The organism is Limnobacter sp. (assembly GCF_043511195.1).
Taxonomy (GTDB): domain Bacteria; phylum Pseudomonadota; class Gammaproteobacteria; order Burkholderiales; family Burkholderiaceae_B; genus Limnobacter.
In genome coordinates this window covers 1-18,636 of record NZ_CP121330.1, presented here as the reverse complement: position 1 = coordinate 18,636, position 18,636 = coordinate 1, and the positions used below count along the sequence as shown (strand labels likewise).

The 18,636-nt window shown below is 51.5% G+C and carries 18 protein-coding genes and 1 pseudogene; 13 read left to right on the top strand and 6 right to left on the bottom strand.

Annotated elements, in window-relative coordinates; translation table 11 throughout:
• Positions 1-21: 21 nt before the first annotated feature.
• The 7 genes from trxA (at position 22) to P0D43_RS00065 (ending at position 4,821) form a co-directional block, all read left to right on the top strand.
• Complete coding sequence (gene trxA / locus P0D43_RS00095) at positions 22-351, top strand: thioredoxin TrxA (protein WP_159571900.1); 330 nt, start codon at positions 22-24, stop codon at positions 349-351.
• Positions 352-473: 122 nt separating this feature from the next.
• Positions 474-1,730, top strand: a complete 1,257-nt coding sequence (gene rho / locus P0D43_RS00090) for a transcription termination factor Rho (protein ID WP_008250210.1) — start codon at positions 474-476, stop codon at positions 1,728-1,730.
• A gap of 80 nt (positions 1,731-1,810) precedes the next feature.
• Positions 1,811-2,227 (top strand): polymorphic toxin type 44 domain-containing protein, encoded by a 417-nt coding sequence (locus tag P0D43_RS00085; RefSeq protein WP_341236759.1) that lies wholly within the window; start codon positions 1,811-1,813, stop codon positions 2,225-2,227.
• Between the two features lie 2 nt (positions 2,228-2,229).
• Complete coding sequence (locus tag P0D43_RS00080) at positions 2,230-2,790, top strand: hypothetical protein (protein WP_341236758.1); 561 nt, start codon at positions 2,230-2,232, stop codon at positions 2,788-2,790.
• Positions 2,791-2,846: 56 nt separating this feature from the next.
• Positions 2,847-3,440: a LemA family protein gene (locus P0D43_RS00075; RefSeq protein WP_341236757.1), complete on the top strand. Its 594-nt coding sequence runs from the start codon at positions 2,847-2,849 to the stop codon at positions 3,438-3,440.
• Positions 3,440-4,318 (top strand): YgcG family protein, encoded by an 879-nt coding sequence (locus P0D43_RS00070; protein WP_341236756.1) that lies wholly within the window; start codon positions 3,440-3,442, stop codon positions 4,316-4,318. The genes P0D43_RS00075 and P0D43_RS00070 overlap by 1 nt, the downstream gene beginning before the upstream one ends.
• Before the next feature lie 2 nt (positions 4,319-4,320).
• Positions 4,321-4,821, top strand: coding sequence for a TPM domain-containing protein (locus tag P0D43_RS00065; RefSeq protein ID WP_341236755.1), 501 nt, complete (start codon positions 4,321-4,323; stop codon positions 4,819-4,821).
• Positions 4,822-4,833: 12 nt separating this feature from the next.
• Here P0D43_RS00065 and P0D43_RS00060 read toward each other — a convergent pair whose 3' ends face one another.
• Together P0D43_RS00060 and P0D43_RS00055 are read right to left on the bottom strand one after the other, a co-directional pair.
• On the bottom strand, positions 4,834-5,910 hold the full coding sequence (locus P0D43_RS00060; RefSeq protein WP_341236754.1) for a putative solute-binding protein: 1,077 nt from the start codon (positions 5,908-5,910) through the stop codon (positions 4,834-4,836).
• Entirely contained in the window at positions 5,910-6,428 is a 519-nt protein-coding gene (locus P0D43_RS00055) for an SRPBCC family protein (RefSeq protein ID WP_394672926.1), read from the bottom strand. The genes P0D43_RS00060 and P0D43_RS00055 overlap by 1 nt, the downstream gene beginning before the upstream one ends.
• Before the next feature lie 95 nt (positions 6,429-6,523).
• Between P0D43_RS00055 and P0D43_RS00050 the strand changes: the two genes are divergently transcribed.
• Positions 6,524-6,922, top strand: coding sequence for a YkvA family protein (locus tag P0D43_RS00050; RefSeq protein ID WP_159568804.1), 399 nt, complete (start codon positions 6,524-6,526; stop codon positions 6,920-6,922).
• 119 nt (positions 6,923-7,041) lie between these two features.
• Here the strand turns inward: P0D43_RS00050 and P0D43_RS00045 are convergent, their stop codons facing one another.
• Together P0D43_RS00045 and P0D43_RS00040 are read right to left on the bottom strand one after the other, a co-directional pair.
• Positions 7,042-8,847: a sodium:solute symporter family protein gene (locus P0D43_RS00045; RefSeq protein WP_394672925.1), complete on the bottom strand. Its 1,806-nt coding sequence runs from the start codon at positions 8,845-8,847 to the stop codon at positions 7,042-7,044.
• Positions 8,848-8,858: 11 nt separating this feature from the next.
• Positions 8,859-9,119 carry a DUF4212 domain-containing protein gene (locus P0D43_RS00040; protein WP_394672924.1) on the bottom strand — a complete coding sequence of 87 codons (261 nt, stop codon included), beginning with the start codon at positions 9,117-9,119 and terminating at the stop codon, positions 8,859-8,861.
• Positions 9,120-9,424: 305 nt separating this feature from the next.
• Between P0D43_RS00040 and P0D43_RS00035 the strand changes: the two genes are divergently transcribed.
• The 4 genes from P0D43_RS00035 to P0D43_RS00020 are packed head-to-tail and all read left to right on the top strand — an operon-like array spanning position 9,425 to position 15,430.
• Positions 9,425-9,805, top strand: coding sequence for a PAS domain-containing protein (locus P0D43_RS00035; RefSeq protein WP_394672923.1), 381 nt, complete (start codon positions 9,425-9,427; stop codon positions 9,803-9,805).
• Between the two features lie 10 nt (positions 9,806-9,815).
• Positions 9,816-11,351 carry an IS3 family transposase gene (locus P0D43_RS00030; protein ID WP_394672922.1) on the top strand — a complete coding sequence of 512 codons (1,536 nt, stop codon included), beginning with the start codon at positions 9,816-9,818 and terminating at the stop codon, positions 11,349-11,351.
• Positions 11,352-11,381: 30 nt separating this feature from the next.
• Entirely contained in the window at positions 11,382-13,853 is a 2,472-nt protein-coding gene (locus P0D43_RS00025) for a PAS domain-containing methyl-accepting chemotaxis protein (RefSeq protein ID WP_394672921.1), read from the top strand.
• Positions 13,850-15,430: a chemotaxis protein CheW gene (locus tag P0D43_RS00020; RefSeq protein WP_394672920.1), complete on the top strand. Its 1,581-nt coding sequence runs from the start codon at positions 13,850-13,852 to the stop codon at positions 15,428-15,430. Before P0D43_RS00025 ends, P0D43_RS00020 begins: the two co-directional genes overlap by 4 nt.
• On the opposite strand, the pseudogene tgt reads toward P0D43_RS00020, so the two are convergent.
• Positions 15,369-16,520, bottom strand: a pseudogene (gene tgt / locus P0D43_RS00015) (tRNA guanosine(34) transglycosylase Tgt). The gene P0D43_RS00020 and the pseudogene tgt sit on opposite strands and share 62 nt — an antisense overlap.
• Before the next feature lie 140 nt (positions 16,521-16,660).
• Here tgt and P0D43_RS00010 point away from each other — a divergent pair.
• Entirely contained in the window at positions 16,661-17,185 is a 525-nt protein-coding gene (locus P0D43_RS00010) for a flavin reductase family protein (RefSeq protein ID WP_159568809.1), read from the top strand.
• Between the two features lie 511 nt (positions 17,186-17,696).
• On the opposite strand, the gene P0D43_RS00005 is transcribed toward P0D43_RS00010, so the two are convergent.
• Entirely contained in the window at positions 17,697-18,596 is a 900-nt protein-coding gene (locus P0D43_RS00005) for a DMT family transporter (RefSeq protein ID WP_394672919.1), read from the bottom strand.
• Between the last annotated feature and the right edge of the window lie 40 nt (positions 18,597-18,636).

Genomic DNA, 18,636 nt, shown 5'->3' with positions numbered 1-18,636 from the left:
ATTACCCACTTGAGGATTTAAATGAGCAGTGACCTGATCAAACACGTCAGTGACGCATCTTTCGACAGCGATGTTTTGAGTACCGACGGCCCCGTGCTGGTGGATTACTGGGCTGAATGGTGTGGTCCTTGCAAAATGATTGCGCCCATTCTTGATGACCTGTCTTCGGAATACCAGGGCAAGTTGCAAATCGCCAAGCTGAATGTGGACGAGAATTCAGAAACACCCGCCAAATACGGCATTCGCGGCATTCCAACCTTGATGTTGTTCAAGAATGGTGCAGTGGTAGCCACGAAAGTAGGCGCCTTGTCCAAATCCCAGTTGGCCGCTTTCATCGACAGTCACCTGTAATACAATATTGTTTAAACCGCCCGGCGTGTGCCGGGCTTGAAAACCCCTCACCGCAGCAAAACTCCCACCCTTTGTCAACCTGTTTACCTCGCGGCGTTCGCCACCTACACAAAAAGCCAAACATGTATCTATCTGAACTAAAAACGCAACACGTCTCTGCCCTGCTTGAAGTGGCTGGTGGCCTTGAAATTGAAAACGCCAACCGCATGCGCAAACAGGAATTGATGTTCGCCATTCTGAAAAAACGCGCCAAAAACGGCGAGCAAATTTTCGGCGACGGCGTGCTAGAAGTGCTGCCTGACGGCTTCGGCTTCCTGCGCTCACCTGAAACATCTTACCTGGCCAGCCCGGACGACATTTATATTTCGCCCAGCCAGATTCGCCGCTTCAACCTGCACACTGGTGACAGCATTGAAGGCGAGGTTCGCACCCCCAAAGACGGCGAACGTTACTTTGCGCTGGTGAAAGTGGACAAGGTCAACGGCGAAGCGCCCGAGGCCAGCAAGCACAAAATTCTGTTTGAAAACCTGACTCCATTGCACCCGAACCAGCCCCTGAAGCTGGAACGCGACATGCGGGGCGAGGAAAACAACACTGGCCGTATCATCGACCTGGTGGCGCCAATCGGAAAAGGCCAGCGTGGCCTGCTGGTGGCACCGCCCAAGTCGGGTAAAACAGTCATGTTGCAGCACATTGCACATGCCATTACCGCCAACCACCCCGACATCACTTTGATCGTTTTGCTGATCGACGAGCGTCCCGAAGAAGTAACAGAAATGATGCGCTCAGTGCGCGGCGAAGTAATTGCCTCGACATTCGATGAACCAGCAACCCGCCACGTGCAGGTTGCGGAAATGGTGATCGAGAAGGCCAAACGCTTGGTTGAACACAAGCGCGACGTGGTCATTTTGCTCGACTCGATTACACGCCTGGCCCGTGCGTACAACACCGTGGTACCTTCTTCCGGCAAGGTATTGACCGGTGGTGTAGACGCCAACGCCCTGCACCGCCCCAAGCGTTTCTTCGGCGCTGCCCGTAACATTGAGGAAGGTGGTTCACTGACCATCATCGCCACTGCACTGGTTGACACCGGCAGCCGCATGGATGAAGTGATTTACGAAGAATTCAAGGGCACCGGCAACATGGAAATTCACATGGAACGCCGCATGGCGGAAAAACGTGTTTACCCAGCCATCAACATCAACCGTTCTTCCACACGTCGCGAAGAACTGCTGATCAAGCCCGATTTGCTGCAAAAGATTTGGGTGTTGCGCCGCTTGCTGCACGACATGGACGAAATCGCTGCAATGGAATTCTTGATGGACAAGATTCGCCAGACCAAGAACAACGCAGAGTTTTTCGAGATGATGAAGAAGTAATCCGCTTTGAAGTGAGGCGAGGTGAGGTTTGTCACCTCGCCAACTTATTCAATAACATCTGGTATTTTGGATAATCCAAAATGTCCAACGACCAGACCTGCTTGACCGACAATGTTGCTGTTGGTACCCCCTGTCCCCCTCCAAATGTGTTCATCGAAATGAATATGCGATACGCAGCAAAGCGTGTTGGCGCAATTCTTTCACCTTCCGACTTATTGTGGTTTTACAATCAGGTCAGAAACAAAGGTCCTTGGGATTTCAAGCAAAAAGGCCCTCAGTATGCCGACTTTGGTAACTTCCATTACGGCGCAATCGGTTATGCAATTGGTATACCTGAGCAAGTGTTGCTAAGAGCGGCTGGCTGGGCTCAAAGTAGAGCGGGAACCACACTCAATTCCTTTGGTGATTGGACTGACGATGCGCCGTATGGCGACGACCCAAGAGATCAAATACAGATTCTCAACGGAATCGACTTCGCTAAACGAAAAGGATACTGAGGATGAAATACTTGACGTATTTGACCTTCTTTGCAATTGTCGGCTGCCAACCCACGCCCTCCGAATTGATGAGGCTTTCAAGCACAGCAAACTCGGAAAGTAATCTTGCAGCCACATGGAGTGAAACCAGCGAAGGTGCGACCACCGACTTCGTGTACCGCCTGCACACTCACATCAACAGTTCACACCCTGAACTCGAAAAGAATAAAGAAATTCTGAGAACAAACAGCATTGTGGATACAACACTTGTATGGCAATCAAGGCAACTCTTAAAAATTACCTGCTTACGTGGAGATGTCTATTTTTGGATCAATAGAAGCATCATAGACGGCCAAGATATTCGAATTGAACTCGATAGCCAATGCTCTGAACCTGTGCGCGATCAATGGATCTATATTGAACCTGGCACCGGGACAGATAACCTTCCTGAAGTTATTCTTGCAGACCCACGCGTGCAGAAAAGCTTAAGTGCGGGAAATAACGCCTTAAACCCAAACACTGCGTTGCGCGTTCTTTATAACAATGAAAAAACAAAAGAGGTCATAGAAATTCATCAGGACTAGCCCTAGAACCTCAATTCACTGCACAATCAGGCTAGCCACCCACTAGGAGCGTTCACATGAATCGCGTTTTCTCTCTATTCACTTTAATGTTCGCACTGCTACTCAGCGGCTGCGGTTACAACACCATTCAAAGCAACGATGAACAAGTCAAAGCGGCTTGGGCTGAAGTGTTGAACCAATACCAGCGCCGCGCCGACCTGGTACCCAATCTGGTGAATGTGGTGAAAGCCGAGGCAAATTTCGAACAGGAAACACTGACACAGGTCGTGGAGGCACGCTCAAAAGCCACGTCCATTCAAGCCACTCCTGAATTGATCAACGACCCGGAAGCATTCAACAAATTCCAGCAGGCGCAAGGTGAACTCAGCGGTGCGTTGTCGCGCTTGTTGCTGATTACCGAGAACTACCCCAACCTGAAGGCCAATCAGGGCTTTCGGGATTTGCAAACACAGCTTGAGGGCACTGAAAACCGAATTACGGTGGCTCGCAACCGCTACATTAAATCCGTTCAGGAATACAACATCACCGTGCGCTCATTCCCCAACAACCTCACCGCGATGGTGATGGGTTATGCAGTAAAACCAAGCTTCACTGTTGAAAACGAAGCCGCTATTTCGAAGCCGCCCACTGTGGACTTCGGTACCAAGTGATGGTCGCTGTGAGCGATGCAATTGACCGGTTTTGGCTTTGTGGCTTGTTGGCGCTGGCACTCATTCCAGTGCCAGGCCTGCTGTGGGCACAAGAAGTACCAGTACCCCCATTAAGCGCTCAGGTGGTGGACACCACGGGTACCTTAAGCAGCGAGCAGCAAAGCGCACTGATTCAAAAACTACAGGCATTTGAAGCCAGCAAGGGCAGCCAGATTGCCGTGCTGCTGGTACCAACAACACAACCTGAAACGATTGAGCAATACGCCTTGCGTGTGGCCGAGAGTTGGAAAATTGGCCGCGAGAATATTGATGATGGGGCTATTTTGGTGGTGGCCCTGCAAGACCGGGCACTGCGTATTGAGGTGGGCTACGGGCTTGAAGGTGTGCTCACCGATCTCACGTCAAAACGCATTATTGACGAAATCATTGTTCCGCAATTTCGACAGGGCGACTTCGCGGGCGGCGTAACGGCTGGCGTAGACCAAATAATCAAGGTCATCGAAGGCGAGCCCTTGCCCGCCCCCGCTACCACTGGCACAACGAGTTCCTCCAGCACCATTGAAGACATTGCACCACTTCTGTTCATGGGAACACTTTTCATTGGTGGATTTTTACGCAAGGCCGTTGGAAAACTGCCTGCTGCCTTGGCCACCGGTGGATTGGTATTTGTGGTGGCCTGGCTGTTTGCGGGTGCTGTTATTTTTGCCGTGCTTGCCGCTGTGGTGGCAGCACTGCTGACATTGTTTGGTAATTCCGTGGGCGGCATTGGCGGCGGGCGTGGTGGATTCGGCCGTGGCGGTGGTGGCTTTGGCGGGGGCGGAGGCTTCGGTGGTGGTGGCGGCGGTTTTGGAGGCGGTGGTGCCTCGGGAAGGTGGTAAGCATGGGCATTGAACGCATTCTGAAACACCTGATGACAGCCGAGCGCCATGTGCGGCAAATTTTCTCGCCCATGCACCTGGAGCGCATTGCACAAACCATCAAGGCCAGTGAAACGCGGCACTCTGGGGAAATTCGATTTGCAGTGGAAAGTTCGATAGAACTTCAACCACTGTTACAAGGGCAAACACCTCGCCAACGCGCAATCGAGGTGTTCAGTGAATTGCACGTGTGGGATACGGAACTCAACAACGGCGTACTGATATACGTGTTGCTGGCGGACCATGCCATTGAAATTGTGGCGGACCGGGGTATTCATACCCAAGTGGGTACCCAGTACTGGGAAGAATTGTGCCGCACGATTCAATCTGAATTCGCCCAAGGGCATTACGCGGAAGGCGCACTGCGCGGCATTCAAGCCGTGAGCGAGAAATTGATTGAACACTTTCCACACGAAGGGGGTGGCAAGAACGAGCTTCCCGACACCCCAGTGGTAATTGGCTAATACAACACCCGATTACATGGGCTGTATGGGGCAACTCTTGGGCACGGTATAGCCCTCAGGCAAACTGCATTCCGAGGCCTTGCCATCCAGTGAGCAACGTACCTTTTTCAGCAAGCGCAAGGCGCATCCATCGTACACGCCGTCTTTGCTCAAGCTGATGCGGGCTTCGCGCATCATGGTGGTGTATTCCAGCTTGTCGGCATCCGTCATTTTCAACCAGGCTTTGTCAGGAATCTGCCGATCGATTTTTTTAACAGCATTCAATGCCTTGGGCATTTCCTGGGCCACAAAGGCACGTAACTTTTGGCCTGAACCCGGCTGAAACTTGGACTTACGCAAAATGATTTGGTAAGTCACCATGGCCACGGGCAACTGAATGATTGCACCCTTCTTGCCCAGGCCTTTGTACAGCTCCAAGGGGGAATAGGCAATGGAAGGCGCCACGATAATGTCCACGGCACCGTTGTTGAACATCGACCCATAATTGGATACATCCGCAGCAATGGGCTGCGCGCCCACCTGCTCTATTAGCCGACGTTGCGATTCGTCATGCGACAAAGCCGCCACACGCTTGCCTGCCGCTTTGGCCAATGAATTAATTTCACGGTCGCGCACAAACACATACGCCGTACCAAAGGGCAATACCCCGCCCACTTCAAAATCACTTTGCTGCATTACGGGTTGCAACTGTGGGCTGCCCATCGACTTTAAGGCCAACAGCACGGCATCATAATTTGGCAAACCACCCACGGCATCCAGGCTACCTGTGAAGCTGTTGTATTTGCGCGTGCGAATTCCGGTTGCTACCAAGCCATCGCACACACCAATTTCAAAATCTTTCGTTGCAATCGACTCATTCGTGTACACCACGGGCTTGAAGCCGTAGCCGTTTTTTCGGCCTTCCAGTGCATATTCTTGCGCCAAATTAAATATGGGTCCTTTGGCACCCAACAGATCAAATACGCAAATGCTGGGTTCGTGGCCACTTACTGTTTGCGCGCGTGCAGTGGTTTGAAAGCCCAAAAAAACCAGCATCATCAAACTGAAAACGGCCGCAATGCGCAGACCGTTCTTAAAACATGGATTCATCATTTTTTTCCTGCCTGCAAGGTGCGAAGCGTAATGATTTGCGTCAGATTGATCAGTGTTTTGCTCATCATCCGGTGCCAAATCAAGTCGACTATCACTGCCTTGAATACGAGTCGCTTGAGCCCAATGCCCAAGCCGGGTTTTAAATAAAACAGATAGCGCCAGGTCACCAGGGTGCCGTCGCCGTCCTTCTCAAATTCAAATGAGCCTTTTGCATGGTCAAGCCAGTTCAGCAAAGGCTGGCTAAAACCGGTTCCTTTGTAAACAAACTGCCGATTCGGAACAAAGGCCAACACTTCTTCGTCAATCACAGCGCCACCCTTGAAGGTAATTCGCTGAATATCACCCACTTCATTGAACGATTTGCCCAGAATCATTTCTATACGGGTAATGGGCGCAATTAATGCGTCACTGTGAATATATTCATCCGCTTTCAAACGGGTGTACAAAGCAAAACAGTCCGCCAAAGGCACAGGGATTCGGCATGAACGCTGGATCATCAAGGGTGCTTGGGTCACAATGTTTCCTCTTTTATAGTTGAGTGCTGTGTATGTTTTTTACTCGTTTTTTTCCAGTTCTTACCAAGCTCAAAGCGCTTAAGACCCATAGCCGCATGTTGTGGCATGCTTTTCGGCATGCCGACACGCCCAAATGGATCAAGGGTTTCATGCTGGCTGTGGTGGTATACCTGTTCAGTCCAATCGACATGATTCCCGATTTTCTGGTGCTCTTTGGCATCACCGACGATTTGATCGTGATTAGCGCAGCCATGTGGTTTTTAGGCAAAGTGGTCCCGGAAAAGGTCAAAAACAGCATGCCTGTAGAACAAAGCAAGACGCAGCCTACGCAACAAAACACCGCGAAAGCATCCACTAATTTGCCTGCGACACCCGCTAAAACAAGCCCACTGAAGCCTTTCGGAATTATTCTGCTGCTGGGTTTACTCATTGCCGCTTTGGCCAGCCACCCTTGGGTACATGCGCAGCTTGGAAGCATTGGAGCATTTTTTTGAGAGTGGAAGTAACAGTTTTACTCTAGAACAATAAAAAAGCCCGGTGATTTCTCACCGGGCTTTCAAGCTTCTCAAGCCCTGCCTTTCAATGAAGGCAGTGATTATTGTTGAACAGTCAATCAGTGACCAGTTGCAACGCCTGCACCACGCGGGGTACGTACGTCTTCAACCAAGTGCTGAATGTGCTCTGGGGGTGGTGCTGTTACCTTGCTGACCAGGTAGGCCACGATAAAGTTAACAATCGCGCCCACGGTACCGAAGGCTTCAGGCGTAATGCCGAAGAAGCCGTTGGCGCCGCCCACCAAGTGCAGGTACTCAGTACCGTTGACAAACAAAATACCCTTGTGTGCAAACACGTAGAACAGGGTTACCGCCAAGCCACTCAACATACCCACGATTGCGCCCGCGGAGTTCATGGTCTTGGAGAAAATACCCATCATGATCACAGGGAACAAGCTTGATGCTGCAATACCGAAGGCCAAAGCCACAGTACCCGCCGCGAAGCCCGGTGGGTTTAAGCCCAAATAACCGGCCAGAACAATCGCGAAGGCCATGGAAATTTTACCGGCCAGCAATTCGTTCTTTTCAGAAATACTTGGATTGAACACACCCTTGATCAAGTCGTGAGACACAGCAGACGAAATCGCCAGCAACAAACCAGCAGCAGTCGACAACGCAGCAGCCAAACCACCAGCAGCCACCAAGGCGATCACCCAGTTGGGCAACAGTGCAATTTCAGGGTTGGCCAACACCATAATGTCGGCGTTCACTGTCATTTCGCTGCCTTTCCAGCCTGCTGCTTCAGCCTTGGCCAGGAATGCTTCGTTTTTGGACTTGTCGTTGTAGTACTGAATGCGACCATCACCGTTTTTGTCTTCAAACTTCAACAGGCCTGTAGTTTCCCAACGGCCCATCCAGGCTGGTTTCTTGTCGTTTTCCAAAGCTGCTTCAGGTGCAAACAAGTCGCCGCCTGTTGCCACGTTGGCGTTGACCGTTGCATGCAAGTTGTAACGGGCCATTGCGCCAACAGCAGGTGCAGTGGTGTACAAAATTGCGATGAACACCAATGCCCAACCAGCAGATGAACGCGCATCGGCCATTGTAGGTACAGTGAAGAAGCGAATGATCACGTGGGGCAGACCCGCGGTACCAATCATCAAGCTGACTGTGTAGAAGAACGTGTTCAGGTAGCTGCCGCCCGCGGGAGTCGTGGTGTACTGGTTAAAGCCCAGGTCCATCACCACTTTGTCCAAGGTAGCCAGCATGGGTTGACCATTTGCCAACATGTCAGAACCCAGACCCAGTTGAGGCAATGGATTGCCTGTCAGGTTCAAGGAAATGAAGATGGCGGGAATGGTGTAGGCCATGATCAACACGCAATACTGTGCGATCTGCGTGTAGGTAATGCCCTTCATGCCGCCAAACACAGCGTACATGAACACAATACCCATACCTACATAAATACCCACTTCAGCGGATACACCCAGGAATCGGGAGAAAGCCACACCCACACCGGTCATCTGTCCAATTACGTATGTAATGGAAGCAACCAGCAAACAGATCACAGCCACTGTGCGTGCTGTGTTCGAGTAGTAACGGTCACCGATAAAATCGGGCACCGTAAACTTGCCAAACTTGCGAAGATAGGGTGCCAGCAACATCGCCAGCAACACATAGCCCCCCGTCCACCCCATCAGGAATACGGAACCACCGTAACCCATGTTGGCAATCAAACCGGCCATGGAAATGAACGAAGCAGCTGACATCCAGTTCGCTGCAGTCGCCATACCGTTGGCTACGGGGTGTACACCACCACCGGCCACATAAAATTCACCCGTGCTGCCAGCACGGGCCCAAAACGCAATACCGAGGTACAGCGCAAAACTCAAACCCACGATCACGTAGGTGATTGTTTGCAAATCCATTAGCAATCTCCTTAGTTTTCGTGAACGTCGTGTTCGCGGTCAATCTGACCCATTTTCTTCGCGTAGTAGAAAATGAGAATAATGAACGTGTAGATAGAACCTTGTTGTGCAAACCAGAAGCCCAGTGGGTAACCACCAATGCTGAATTGATTGAGTTGCTCAACAAACAGAATGCCGGCGCCGTAAGAAACCAAAAACCACACGATCATGATTTTGGTCAACAGGCCGATTGTCGCTTTCCAGTAGGCTTCACCGCCCTTTGGGTTGCTCATCGCTTGTCTCCTTTTTAAGGTTGTTGTTAACCGCAGGCAAGGAATACGAGGTCACATCCCTCCCAAGCCTAGGCTTGCGAACGAGTATCAAAGCGAAAACTTACGCCAAACTGAAAGCCTGCCAGATAGACCCTTAAACCCCTCCCCTTGCATTACCCCCCTCCCCAAATGTGCGATTCACAACAACGGAAAAACCTCAATTGAACTGTGATTACCTGTTTTATCGAGTGATTGACCCAGCCAAGGCCCCACACAATGGTGTTTACCCCAATCGAGCCAACCCATTCTGATCAGCAAGGCAAACCATGACCCACAATACAGAGCAGACGCACAATCACCGTACTCATCTGTTCAATGCTTTGGCCAAGAGTCAAGCCTGCATTGAATTCGACCTGGACGGCAATGTTCTGTATGCCAACGAGAACTTTCTGAATGTTTTTGGCTACGCGCAAGAGGATGTACTGGGCAAGCACCACAGCCTGTTTTGCACTGCCGACACCGCAGAATCGGACGAATACCGACAATTTTGGGATAAATTGCGCGAGGGTACATTCCAAAGCGGCGAGTTTTTGCGACTGGATTCACAGGGCCAGGAGGTGTATATCCAGGCCAGCTACAACCCGGTACGGGACGACGACGGCAATTTGGTGTCGGGGGGATGCGGACAAAATCTTGGACTACTTTAGGAGGTAGTCCATGTATTCATACGAAGAACGTCTTAGGGCAGTGCAACTTTTTCTGAGAACAGGAAAAAACTGCAAGGTGACCATACGCCAGTTGGGTTATCCAACAAAGAACGCCTTGAAAGCATGGTGTGTTGATTTTGAGCAAAATGGTGATGTGCTCAAGCGTTACCAAAGGACCAAGCCAAAGTATTCAGAGGAGCAGAAAAAGACCGCTGTTTCTCATTTCATGGCTAACGGCCGATGTATTGCTGCGACGATTAGGTCTTTGGGCTACCCTTCACGCCAGAAGCTTTCTGACTGGGTCTGCGAGCTGTATCCCGAAGCGAAACAACGAGTCGTAGGCAAAGTTCGCAGGGAGGCCGCTTCGCTGGCTTTCAAACGGGCGGCTGTCTTTGAACTTTGTACAAGAAATGAAAGTGCCCAGGTGTTGGCAGAAAAGCTGGACGTGGACCGAGTAACTCTATACAACTGGAAAAAACAGTTGTTGGGGAAGGAGGACGCGGCATCCATGAAACATGACAAAGGTTCCCATGCGGATTCAAATCGGCTCGAACTAGAGAAGCAAATCCAGGAGCTGCAACGCGATATTCGCGATTTGAAACTAGAGCACGATTTGTTGAAGAAGGCCAACGAACTGCTAAAAAAAGACCTGGGCGTCGACCTGCAAATTCTGTGCAATAGCGAGAAGACAATGTTGCTTGACGCCCTCAGAGAAGAATATGACTTGACTGAGTTACTCAAAAAATTAGACATGCCGCGCAGTTCGTATTTTTATCATCGGTCACCTTCCCGTGTAGGGGACAAGTATGCTGAGGTTAGAAACACACTGGCCGAGGTGTTTGAAGACAACCATCATTCATATGGTTATCGTCGACTAAAAGCAGCTCTTGGAAGAGAACGAGTGTTTCTCTCTGAAAAAGTTGTACGTCGGCTCATGAAGCAAGGCGGACTCAAGGCAGCCAGACCCAAAAAACGTCGATATGCGTCCTATGTCGGTGAGGTTAGCCCAGCCCCAGAGAACCTAATCAACCGCGATTTTACTGCGACCGCTCCAAACGAAAAGTGGCTAACGGATATTTCGGAATTTCAGATTCCAGCAGGAAAAGTGTATCTATCGCCGATGATTGATTGTTTCGATGGAATGGTGATTAGCTGGTCCATCAGTACCAGTCCTGACGCAGAGCTTGTAAACGGCATGCTCGACGCAGCAATTGAGACTGTGACTGATGCAAAAAACACCATCATTCATTCAGATAGAGGTGGTCACTATCGATGGCCAGGTTGGCTTACTAGGGTCTCAAAAGCCAATCTGACAAGGTCGATGTCACGCAAAGCTTGCTCGCCAGATAATGCGGCTTGTGAAGGCTTCTTTGGCAGGTTAAAAACAGAAATGTTTTACCCTAAAGACTGGCGCTCAACTTCAGTTGAGGAATTCATCGCCAAGCTTGATGCCTACATTCGCTGGTATAACGAAAAAAGAATCAAAAGCTCACTGGGCTACCTTAGCCCGATTGAATACCGTGAAAGTCTGGGATTTTTAACGTAAAAAAGTCCAAGATCTTGTCCGCATCCCCCGGTGATCAAGATTGCAAGCAACATTACAGAGGCCAAGAGCAAGTCACTTGAAAATGAAGGCAAAGTGGCTGCCATCGACAAAACCCAGGCGGTGATCGAATTTGACACCAGCGGCCGCATTCTGGCGGCCAACGACAATTTCCTGAACACCATGGGCTATCGCATTCAGGAAATTGTGGGGCAACACCACCGTCAGTTTTGCGAAAAAAATTATGCAGAATCGGAGGAATACAGCAATTTCTGGAAAGACCTGGCTGCGGGCGAGTTCAAGTCTGGCGAATTCATGCGCGTAAACCGGCATGGTCGCCCAGTGTGGTTGCAAGCCACCTACACCCCGATTCTGGGTGTGAATGGCAAGCCGGTGAAAGTGGTTAAATTTGCAAGCGATATCACGGCCGCAAAAATCAAGGCCATTGAAGACGATGGCAAAGTCAGCGCCATGAACCGTTCACAAGGCATTATTGAATTTGACCTGGGTGGCAATATTTTGAATGCCAACGAGAATTTCCTGAGCTTGACCGGCTATTCGCTAGACGACATTATGGGGCAACACCACAGCATGTTTGTCGACAAAGAAGAAAGCAGTGGCGGCGCCTACCGCGCTTTTTGGCGCAAGCTGGGGCAAGGCGAATTCGATTCGGGAGAATACCTGCGCGTGGGCAACCATGGCAAAAGAATCTGGATTCAAGCCAGTTACAACCCGATTCTTGACCTGGAAGGCAACCCCGTCAAAATCGTCAAGTTTTGCAGCGACATCACCGAATCCAAATTGCACGCAATTGAAACCCAGGCACGCATGGACTCTGTGTCCAGCACCAGTTGCATTCTTGAATTCAATGCCGAAGGGAAAATTCTTAGCAGCAATGAGTTGATACAGAAATCACTGGGTTACAGCCAAACAGACCTGGCCGACAAGTCGGAAGGCTTTTTGATGTTCGATGAAGAGCGCAACGACAGTAGCCACTTCAAGATCTGGAATGACCTGCGGGAAGGCAAGAACCTGGCTGGCGAATTCAGATACAAGGGCGTGGGTGGAAAAGAGATTTGGCTTTCAGGTACCCGCAGCCCGGTGATTGGGCTGGACGGGCAATTGATCAAAGTGGTGCTGATGCTCCAAGACATCACCGAATCCAAACTGTCGCGACTGGATGCAGAAGGCAAACTGGGCGCAATTGATCGTTCGCAGGCCGTGATTGAATTCGACATGCAGGGCAAGGTGCTGTCAGCCAATGCCAACTTCCTGAATCTGATGGGTTACTCGGCTGAAGAAATCACAGGCCGTCACCACCGCATGTTTGTGGATGCCGCCCATGCAGCCACACCGCAGTACCAGGCCTTTTGGGAAAGCCTGGGCCGCGGTCAGTTTGAATCGGGAGAATACAAACGTGTGGCCAAGGGTGAGCGTGAGGTGTGGATTCAAGCCACCTACAACCCGATTTACGACCCACGCGGCAACCTGGTCAAAGTGGTGAAGTTTGCCAGCGACGTGACCAACAGCAAACTGAAAAACTCGGAATTTGAAGCCAAGGTAGAAGCGATCAATTTGGGTCAAGCGGTGATTGAATTTGACCTGGACGGCCATGTGCTCAATGCCAACCGCAACTTCCTGAACGCGATGGGCTATACCTCGCGAGAAATTCAAGGCCAGCACCACAGCATTTTCTGCACGCTGGAATACACACAAAGCGAAGAGTACCGCGACTTCTGGTTGAAACTGAACGAAGGAAAATTCGTCAGCGGTCGCTTTCACCGCGTGGGCAAGTTTAATCGGGATGTGTGGATTCAAGCCACCTACAACCCCATTCTGGATTTGAATGGCAACGTGGTCAAAGTAGTGAAGTACGCTTACGACGTAACGAAAGAAGTGATGTTGGAACAGGGTATCAACAAAAAGTCGGGCGAAATGCGGGAACGGGTTTCCAAACTGGTCGACAGCATTACCGACATTTCCAGCAACTCGGCCACGGCCACTCAACTGGCACAAAAGGGCCTTGACGCGGCGAACCTGGGCAGCAGGGAATTGAAAAGATCCATTGCTGCAATTCATGCCATTCAAAACAGCTCCAGCAAGGTTTCAGAAATTGTGCGGGTCATTGGCGACATTGAGAACCAAACCAACTTGCTCGCATTCAACGCTGCCATTGAAGCTGCACGCGCCGGGCAACACGGCGTTGGGTTTTCAGTGGTGGCCGCCGAAGTGCGCAAGCTGGCTGAAAGCAGCTCAAGCGCTGCACGCGAGATCGCCACGCTAATTGAAGAATCGGTTGCGCAGGTTGAGGAAGGCGTAGAGGTAAGCCAGAACGCCGCGCAAAGCTTTGACGGCATTTTGAGCAGCGTGACCGAGACCGGTGAAAGCGTGAAGCAAATTACCAGTTCAGCAGAACAGCAACGCGAGTTGGCCATTGCCGTGAACCGGCTGATTGAAGAACTGACTGGCGGACTTGAGAAACACACTGGCAGTAAAGCTGCATGAGTGATTTGAGCCAATACGAACAGGGCTTTGGTTCATTTCGAATTGGTGAAATGACCTTGGCCTTGCCCATGAAGTCGGTCAGGGAAGTGGTGCCCTTTCACCCACTCATGGCCGTGCCTTGCCCACAGCCCTGGATCAAAGGTGGCCTGAACTTGCGCGGCGTCAGCATTCCCGTACTCGATCTGGAATGCCTTTTGAACCGCCCTGGCCATGCCTATGCACCGGGCTGTATTTTGCTGATCGCCCACGAAAACAATTTGCTCGGTTTGATTGCCGACGAGGTCAAGGCCCTGTTTTTTGCAAACCCAGCCAATATGCACACGGTCAATTCCGCCGATTGTATTGGCAGCATTTTTGCTGGCAGCCTGATGAACAGCGAATTGAATCAACTGGTTCAGGTGCTTTCTACGCAAGCCTTGTTCGACTTGCCAGGTTTACCCAAAGCCAAAGACCCTGAGCCGCATCGTCAATCGCTTGAACTGCAAACATCGAATGAAGACACCGCGTTGAACACGCGAACACCGCTGATGTTGATGCAAAGCATGTCAACGCTGTTTGCGGTGAATCCCAAAGACATCGAAACCACGGTGGTCAACCCCGTGTTGCTGCCCAGTGAATACTCCGGTGGATTTTACAAAGGCAATCTGGATTACCGGGAGCAAACCATTCCCGCAGTGGACCTGGCAAGCTATTTGGGCTTGGGCAATGCCGGTAAAACGCAATGCCCGGCACAACAGGCGTTTGTGATTCGGGTAGCGGGTAACCCGCTTGCCTTGCTGATCGACAAAGTTCTGGACATTGTTCATGTGCCGCACAATTCAGTGATTGCATTGCCTGGCTTTGGTTTGCCCAAAGCGGCGCAACTTGAGGGGGCCTTGCCCTGTACGGTGTTTTCAAAAGAAGACCCGCATTCACAACGTGGCCCGCAGTACTTTGTGCTGTCTTGCCCGCGAATCAGCGAAGACCAGGAACTGATTGAACTGGCCGGTATTTTGGCCAAGGCCAGCGCGTCGGCCCAACTGGACGCAGCGAGTCAGCAAGGCAGGACTGCCCACGGTTTAGACCGGTTGATGGTGTACCGTTTGGACACCGAATTTTCTACGCCAATTGAGCAAGTGCGGGAAGTACTTCCCTACCGGGCTGACATCGAAATTTTTGAGCGAAGCAACCCCATGCTCGGCATGCTGACTCACCGCGATGAATCCATTCCCGTATTTGACTTGGCTCAATGGCTGGGTGCAGCACGCCAAAGTCTGAATCATGAATCAAGTATTCTGGTGGTGAATGTGCATGGCGCAAGCGTGGGCTTTGCGGTTACTTCGCTGACAGCAATTGAAAATGCGCAGTGGGAACCCAACGTGCCTGTGTTGGGTGAGCAACGGCAACTAATGCATGGTCAATTGAAAACCACCCAGCGGCTTGCGCAAATTGGTGAAACCGATCACCAACGAATGGTCGAGGTAATCGACCTGCACCAGCAGGTGTTACTGATTCTCGACCAGTTTGGACTGGCGCCTACGGTGCCGCCTGAAGTGGCTGTGGAAGTTGTTGGGCATTCCGTGCACGCAGCGCATTGAATTCTTTCACAAACTCGTCGAAGCGGTCTTGCTCGATCGCTTCGCGCATTTCCCGCATCAATTCCAGGTAGTAGTGCAGGTTGTGCATGGTGTTAAGCTGCGCACCGAGAATTTCTTTGCTGCGGTCGAGGTGATGCAAGTACGCCCGTGAGAAATTTTTGCAGGTGTAACAAGTACAGGTCGAATCGAGCGGATTGTCATCGTTGCGAAATTTTGCGTTGCGAATGCGAATGTCGCCTGTGCGCGTAAATAGCCAACCATTGCGCGCGTTGCGGGTGGGCATCACGCAATCAAACATGTCAATGCCCTGCCCCACGGCATTCACCAAATCTTCTGGTGTGCCAACACCCATTAAATAACGGGGCTTGTTTTGGGGCAGCTTCGGCGCGGTGTGCGCCAAAATACGCTGCATGTCGTCTTTGGGTTCGCCAACAGACAAGCCACCAATTGCATAACCATCAAAGCCGATTTCTTACAGACCTTGTAGCGAAATGTCGCGCAAGTCCTCGTACATACCGCCCTGCACAATACCGAACAAACCGTTGTTGTTATCCAGTGCATCGAATGAATCGCGCGAACGGCGCGCCCAGCGCATGGACATTTCCATGGACAGCCTTGCCTCGGTGTGGGTGGCAGGGTATGGCGTGCATTCGTCAAAAATCATGACGATGTCGGAATTCAACACCGTTTGAATTCGCATGCTTTCCTCAGGCGTAAGGAATAATTTGTCGCCGTTCACGGGGCTGCGGAAATGAACACCCTCTTCCTTGATTTTGCGCATGGCACCAAGGCTGAACACTTGAAAGCCGCCAGAATCGGTCAAAATTGGGCCTTTCCAGCCCATGAACTGGTGAAGGCCTCCAAATTTTTCCATGATATCCAGGCCCGGCCGCATCCACAAATGAAAGGTGTTACCCAGAATAATTTGCGCATTGGTCTCGGTGAGGTCGCGCGGGGTCATGCCCTTCACGGTGCCATAGGTACCCACTGGCATGAAGATCGGCGTTTGAATGACGCCATGGGCTGTGGTGATTTCACCGCGTCGGGCCTTGCCCGAGGTGGTTTTGAGTTTGAAGGACAGTGCGCTCAAGGAAAATGCCTTTTTAGAATTGGCCGTATTTTAAATCATTTCAAGCACATGGGTCTGAAAACGACGATTTGAGTGCCGATTCCAGCAATTCAAGCACTTGTTTGGCACAATGGGGCCATTCGATACAAAAGAAGTACCCCATGCAATCACCTGCAAAACCCGAATTCATTCGCGCCGAGAAACGCGAAGGCGACGCCGAACTGGACGCGCATCTGTTTCGGCAAGCGCTGGCCCAGTTCGCCACTGGCATCACTATCATCACCACCAAAAATGCCGAAGGCAAATACGTGGGGGTCACTGCAAATTCTTTCAATTCCGTTTCTTTGCACCCACCTCTGGTGCTGTGGAGTTTGTCCAAAAAGGCCAGCAGCCACGACGCATTTGCTGTAGCCACGCACTACGGTGTCAGCGTGCTATCGGCAGATCAGGAAGAACTGTCGCATCACTTTTCTACCTTCAAAGGCGATCGCTTTGCCGGGCTTGAAGTGATCGAGGGGTTGGGTGGCGCACCGCTGATTCCCAATGCATTGGCTCACTTTGAATGCAAGGTACGCAATCGCCATGACGAAGGCGACCATTTCATTATGGTGGGTGAGGTGTTGCGTTGCGATTTCCGGGAAGGTGAGGCCTTGGTGTATCGGTCGAGGAAGTACTTCCGGAACTGATCAAATTCTTGCTTGCTCGACAGCTGGTTTATTTAGCCCAACCAGCTTGGGTTCCGAGCTCTCGCCTGAAAACCTGTACTTCCCTTTTTGAGATTCACCCTGACTCACCTCGCTCGGCAAAAAGGCGGGCCGAGTCTCGGTGCCGGCCTTTGGCCGACCGTGGCGGGTGAATTCAAACGGGCAGGTTTTCTTGAAGGCGAGGCGATCGAAACACCGCCGCCGATTGGGCTGTAAATTCAGCCGCCGGTGACGCGGGGCTGAACTTGCAAGTGGTCGCACGATGACCAGTCAGAAAACTTGCCGGCTTGGCGCGCCGAGACAAACGATCGCGCCCTGGCGCGAAAGCCAAGACCCGACCGTTACTTTTGGAGGACTTGGCTTAGTGCAGGCTCAAGCAGACAAGCCGATATGCCAAGTTTTCGGGCAGCGGTGACCCTTCAAGTTCAGATCAAAAGTCGCCATTCAAGTGCTGCACAAGTAACTCACGCCGAGTTGGCAATAAACCCGCGCTTCAGCCGACTACCACCTTCTTCCGCCCTGGCACCAAAATCACAGCCATCGCACCAAGAATCAACACCAGCGCAACGAAGTCGGGCCAGTGCGGCACTTCGCCCAAAAAGAAGCTGCCAGCCATTACACCCACCACCGGAATGATCATGATGGACAAGCTCGACACGATTGGCGGCAATGATTTGGCCAGGCTAAACCAAGCCACTTGGCAAAATGCGAATACACCAAACGCGTTGTAGAAAATTGGCCACCACTGCGACCAACCCTGCGGCGCGCCCACATCGGTTCCTTCGAACCAAAACCCGGCCAAACCCATGGCCACAATGGTGGGGGGCATCATGGCATGCGTGAAGGTAAGTGCATGCAAACCGGTGGGGTAATGCCGAATCAAGGTGGTGCCCAAGCCCCAACTGGCGGCTGCAATCAACATAAGAACAACGCCCAACGGGCTGCCTGCAATTGCAGCAAATTCAGACGACAACAGCAACATGGCGGCCACCATGGCCAAAGCAAGTCCAATCCAGCCTCGCCTTCCTACGGGGTGCGCAAACATCAAACCGGTCAACACCACCCACACCGGCATGGTGTAGCCCAAAATGGCAGCACGCCCCGAGCTCAGTTCCTTCACGGCCAAAATACAAAACAGGTGCCAACCAATCATATTGGGAATGCACAGCAAGGCCAGCCTGCCCCACATTTCTCGTGGCACCTTCAGCGACACCTTCATTTGCCGGGCAACAAACCACATGGCCACCATGCCAAACACCATGCACAGGGCACGAAAATGCAAGGGTGGATACTGGGTTACCGCATATTTCATCACGGGCCAGTTCATTCCCCAAATGGCAGTAATGCCAAGGAGTAACTGGATTTGCGGTAGGGATAATTTTGCTGCAGGCACGAAAGTGAACGATCATTCAGTAAGGTGCCCCAGTGTAGTG

Bases quoted from the DNA above. Each gene is read 5' to 3' on its own strand.
- rho (WP_008250210.1), top strand. From the start codon at position 474: ATGTATCTATCTGAACTAAAAACGCAACACGTCTCTGCCCTGCTTGAA.
- P0D43_RS00075 (WP_341236757.1), top strand. From the start codon at position 2,847: ATGAATCGCGTTTTCTCTCTATTCACTTTAATGTTCGCACTGCTACTC.
- P0D43_RS00085 (WP_341236759.1), top strand. From the start codon at position 1,811: ATGTCCAACGACCAGACCTGCTTGACCGACAATGTTGCTGTTGGTACC.
- P0D43_RS00065 (WP_341236755.1), top strand. From the start codon at position 4,321: ATGGGCATTGAACGCATTCTGAAACACCTGATGACAGCCGAGCGCCAT.
- P0D43_RS00050 (WP_159568804.1), top strand. From the start codon at position 6,524: ATGTTGTGGCATGCTTTTCGGCATGCCGACACGCCCAAATGGATCAAG.
- trxA (WP_159571900.1), top strand. From the start codon at position 22: ATGAGCAGTGACCTGATCAAACACGTCAGTGACGCATCTTTCGACAGC.
- P0D43_RS00045 (WP_394672925.1), bottom strand. From the start codon at position 8,847: ATGGATTTGCAAACAATCACCTACGTGATCGTGGGTTTGAGTTTTGCG.
- P0D43_RS00010 (WP_159568809.1), top strand. From the start codon at position 16,661: ATGCAATCACCTGCAAAACCCGAATTCATTCGCGCCGAGAAACGCGAA.
- P0D43_RS00020 (WP_394672920.1), top strand. From the start codon at position 13,850: ATGAGTGATTTGAGCCAATACGAACAGGGCTTTGGTTCATTTCGAATT.
- P0D43_RS00060 (WP_341236754.1), bottom strand. From the start codon at position 5,910: ATGAATCCATGTTTTAAGAACGGTCTGCGCATTGCGGCCGTTTTCAGT.
- P0D43_RS00035 (WP_394672923.1), top strand. From the start codon at position 9,425: ATGACCCACAATACAGAGCAGACGCACAATCACCGTACTCATCTGTTC.
- P0D43_RS00070 (WP_341236756.1), top strand. From the start codon at position 3,440: ATGGTCGCTGTGAGCGATGCAATTGACCGGTTTTGGCTTTGTGGCTTG.
- P0D43_RS00040 (WP_394672924.1), bottom strand. From the start codon at position 9,119: ATGAGCAACCCAAAGGGCGGTGAAGCCTACTGGAAAGCGACAATCGGC.
- P0D43_RS00080 (WP_341236758.1), top strand. From the start codon at position 2,230: ATGAAATACTTGACGTATTTGACCTTCTTTGCAATTGTCGGCTGCCAA.
- P0D43_RS00030 (WP_394672922.1), top strand. From the start codon at position 9,816: ATGTATTCATACGAAGAACGTCTTAGGGCAGTGCAACTTTTTCTGAGA.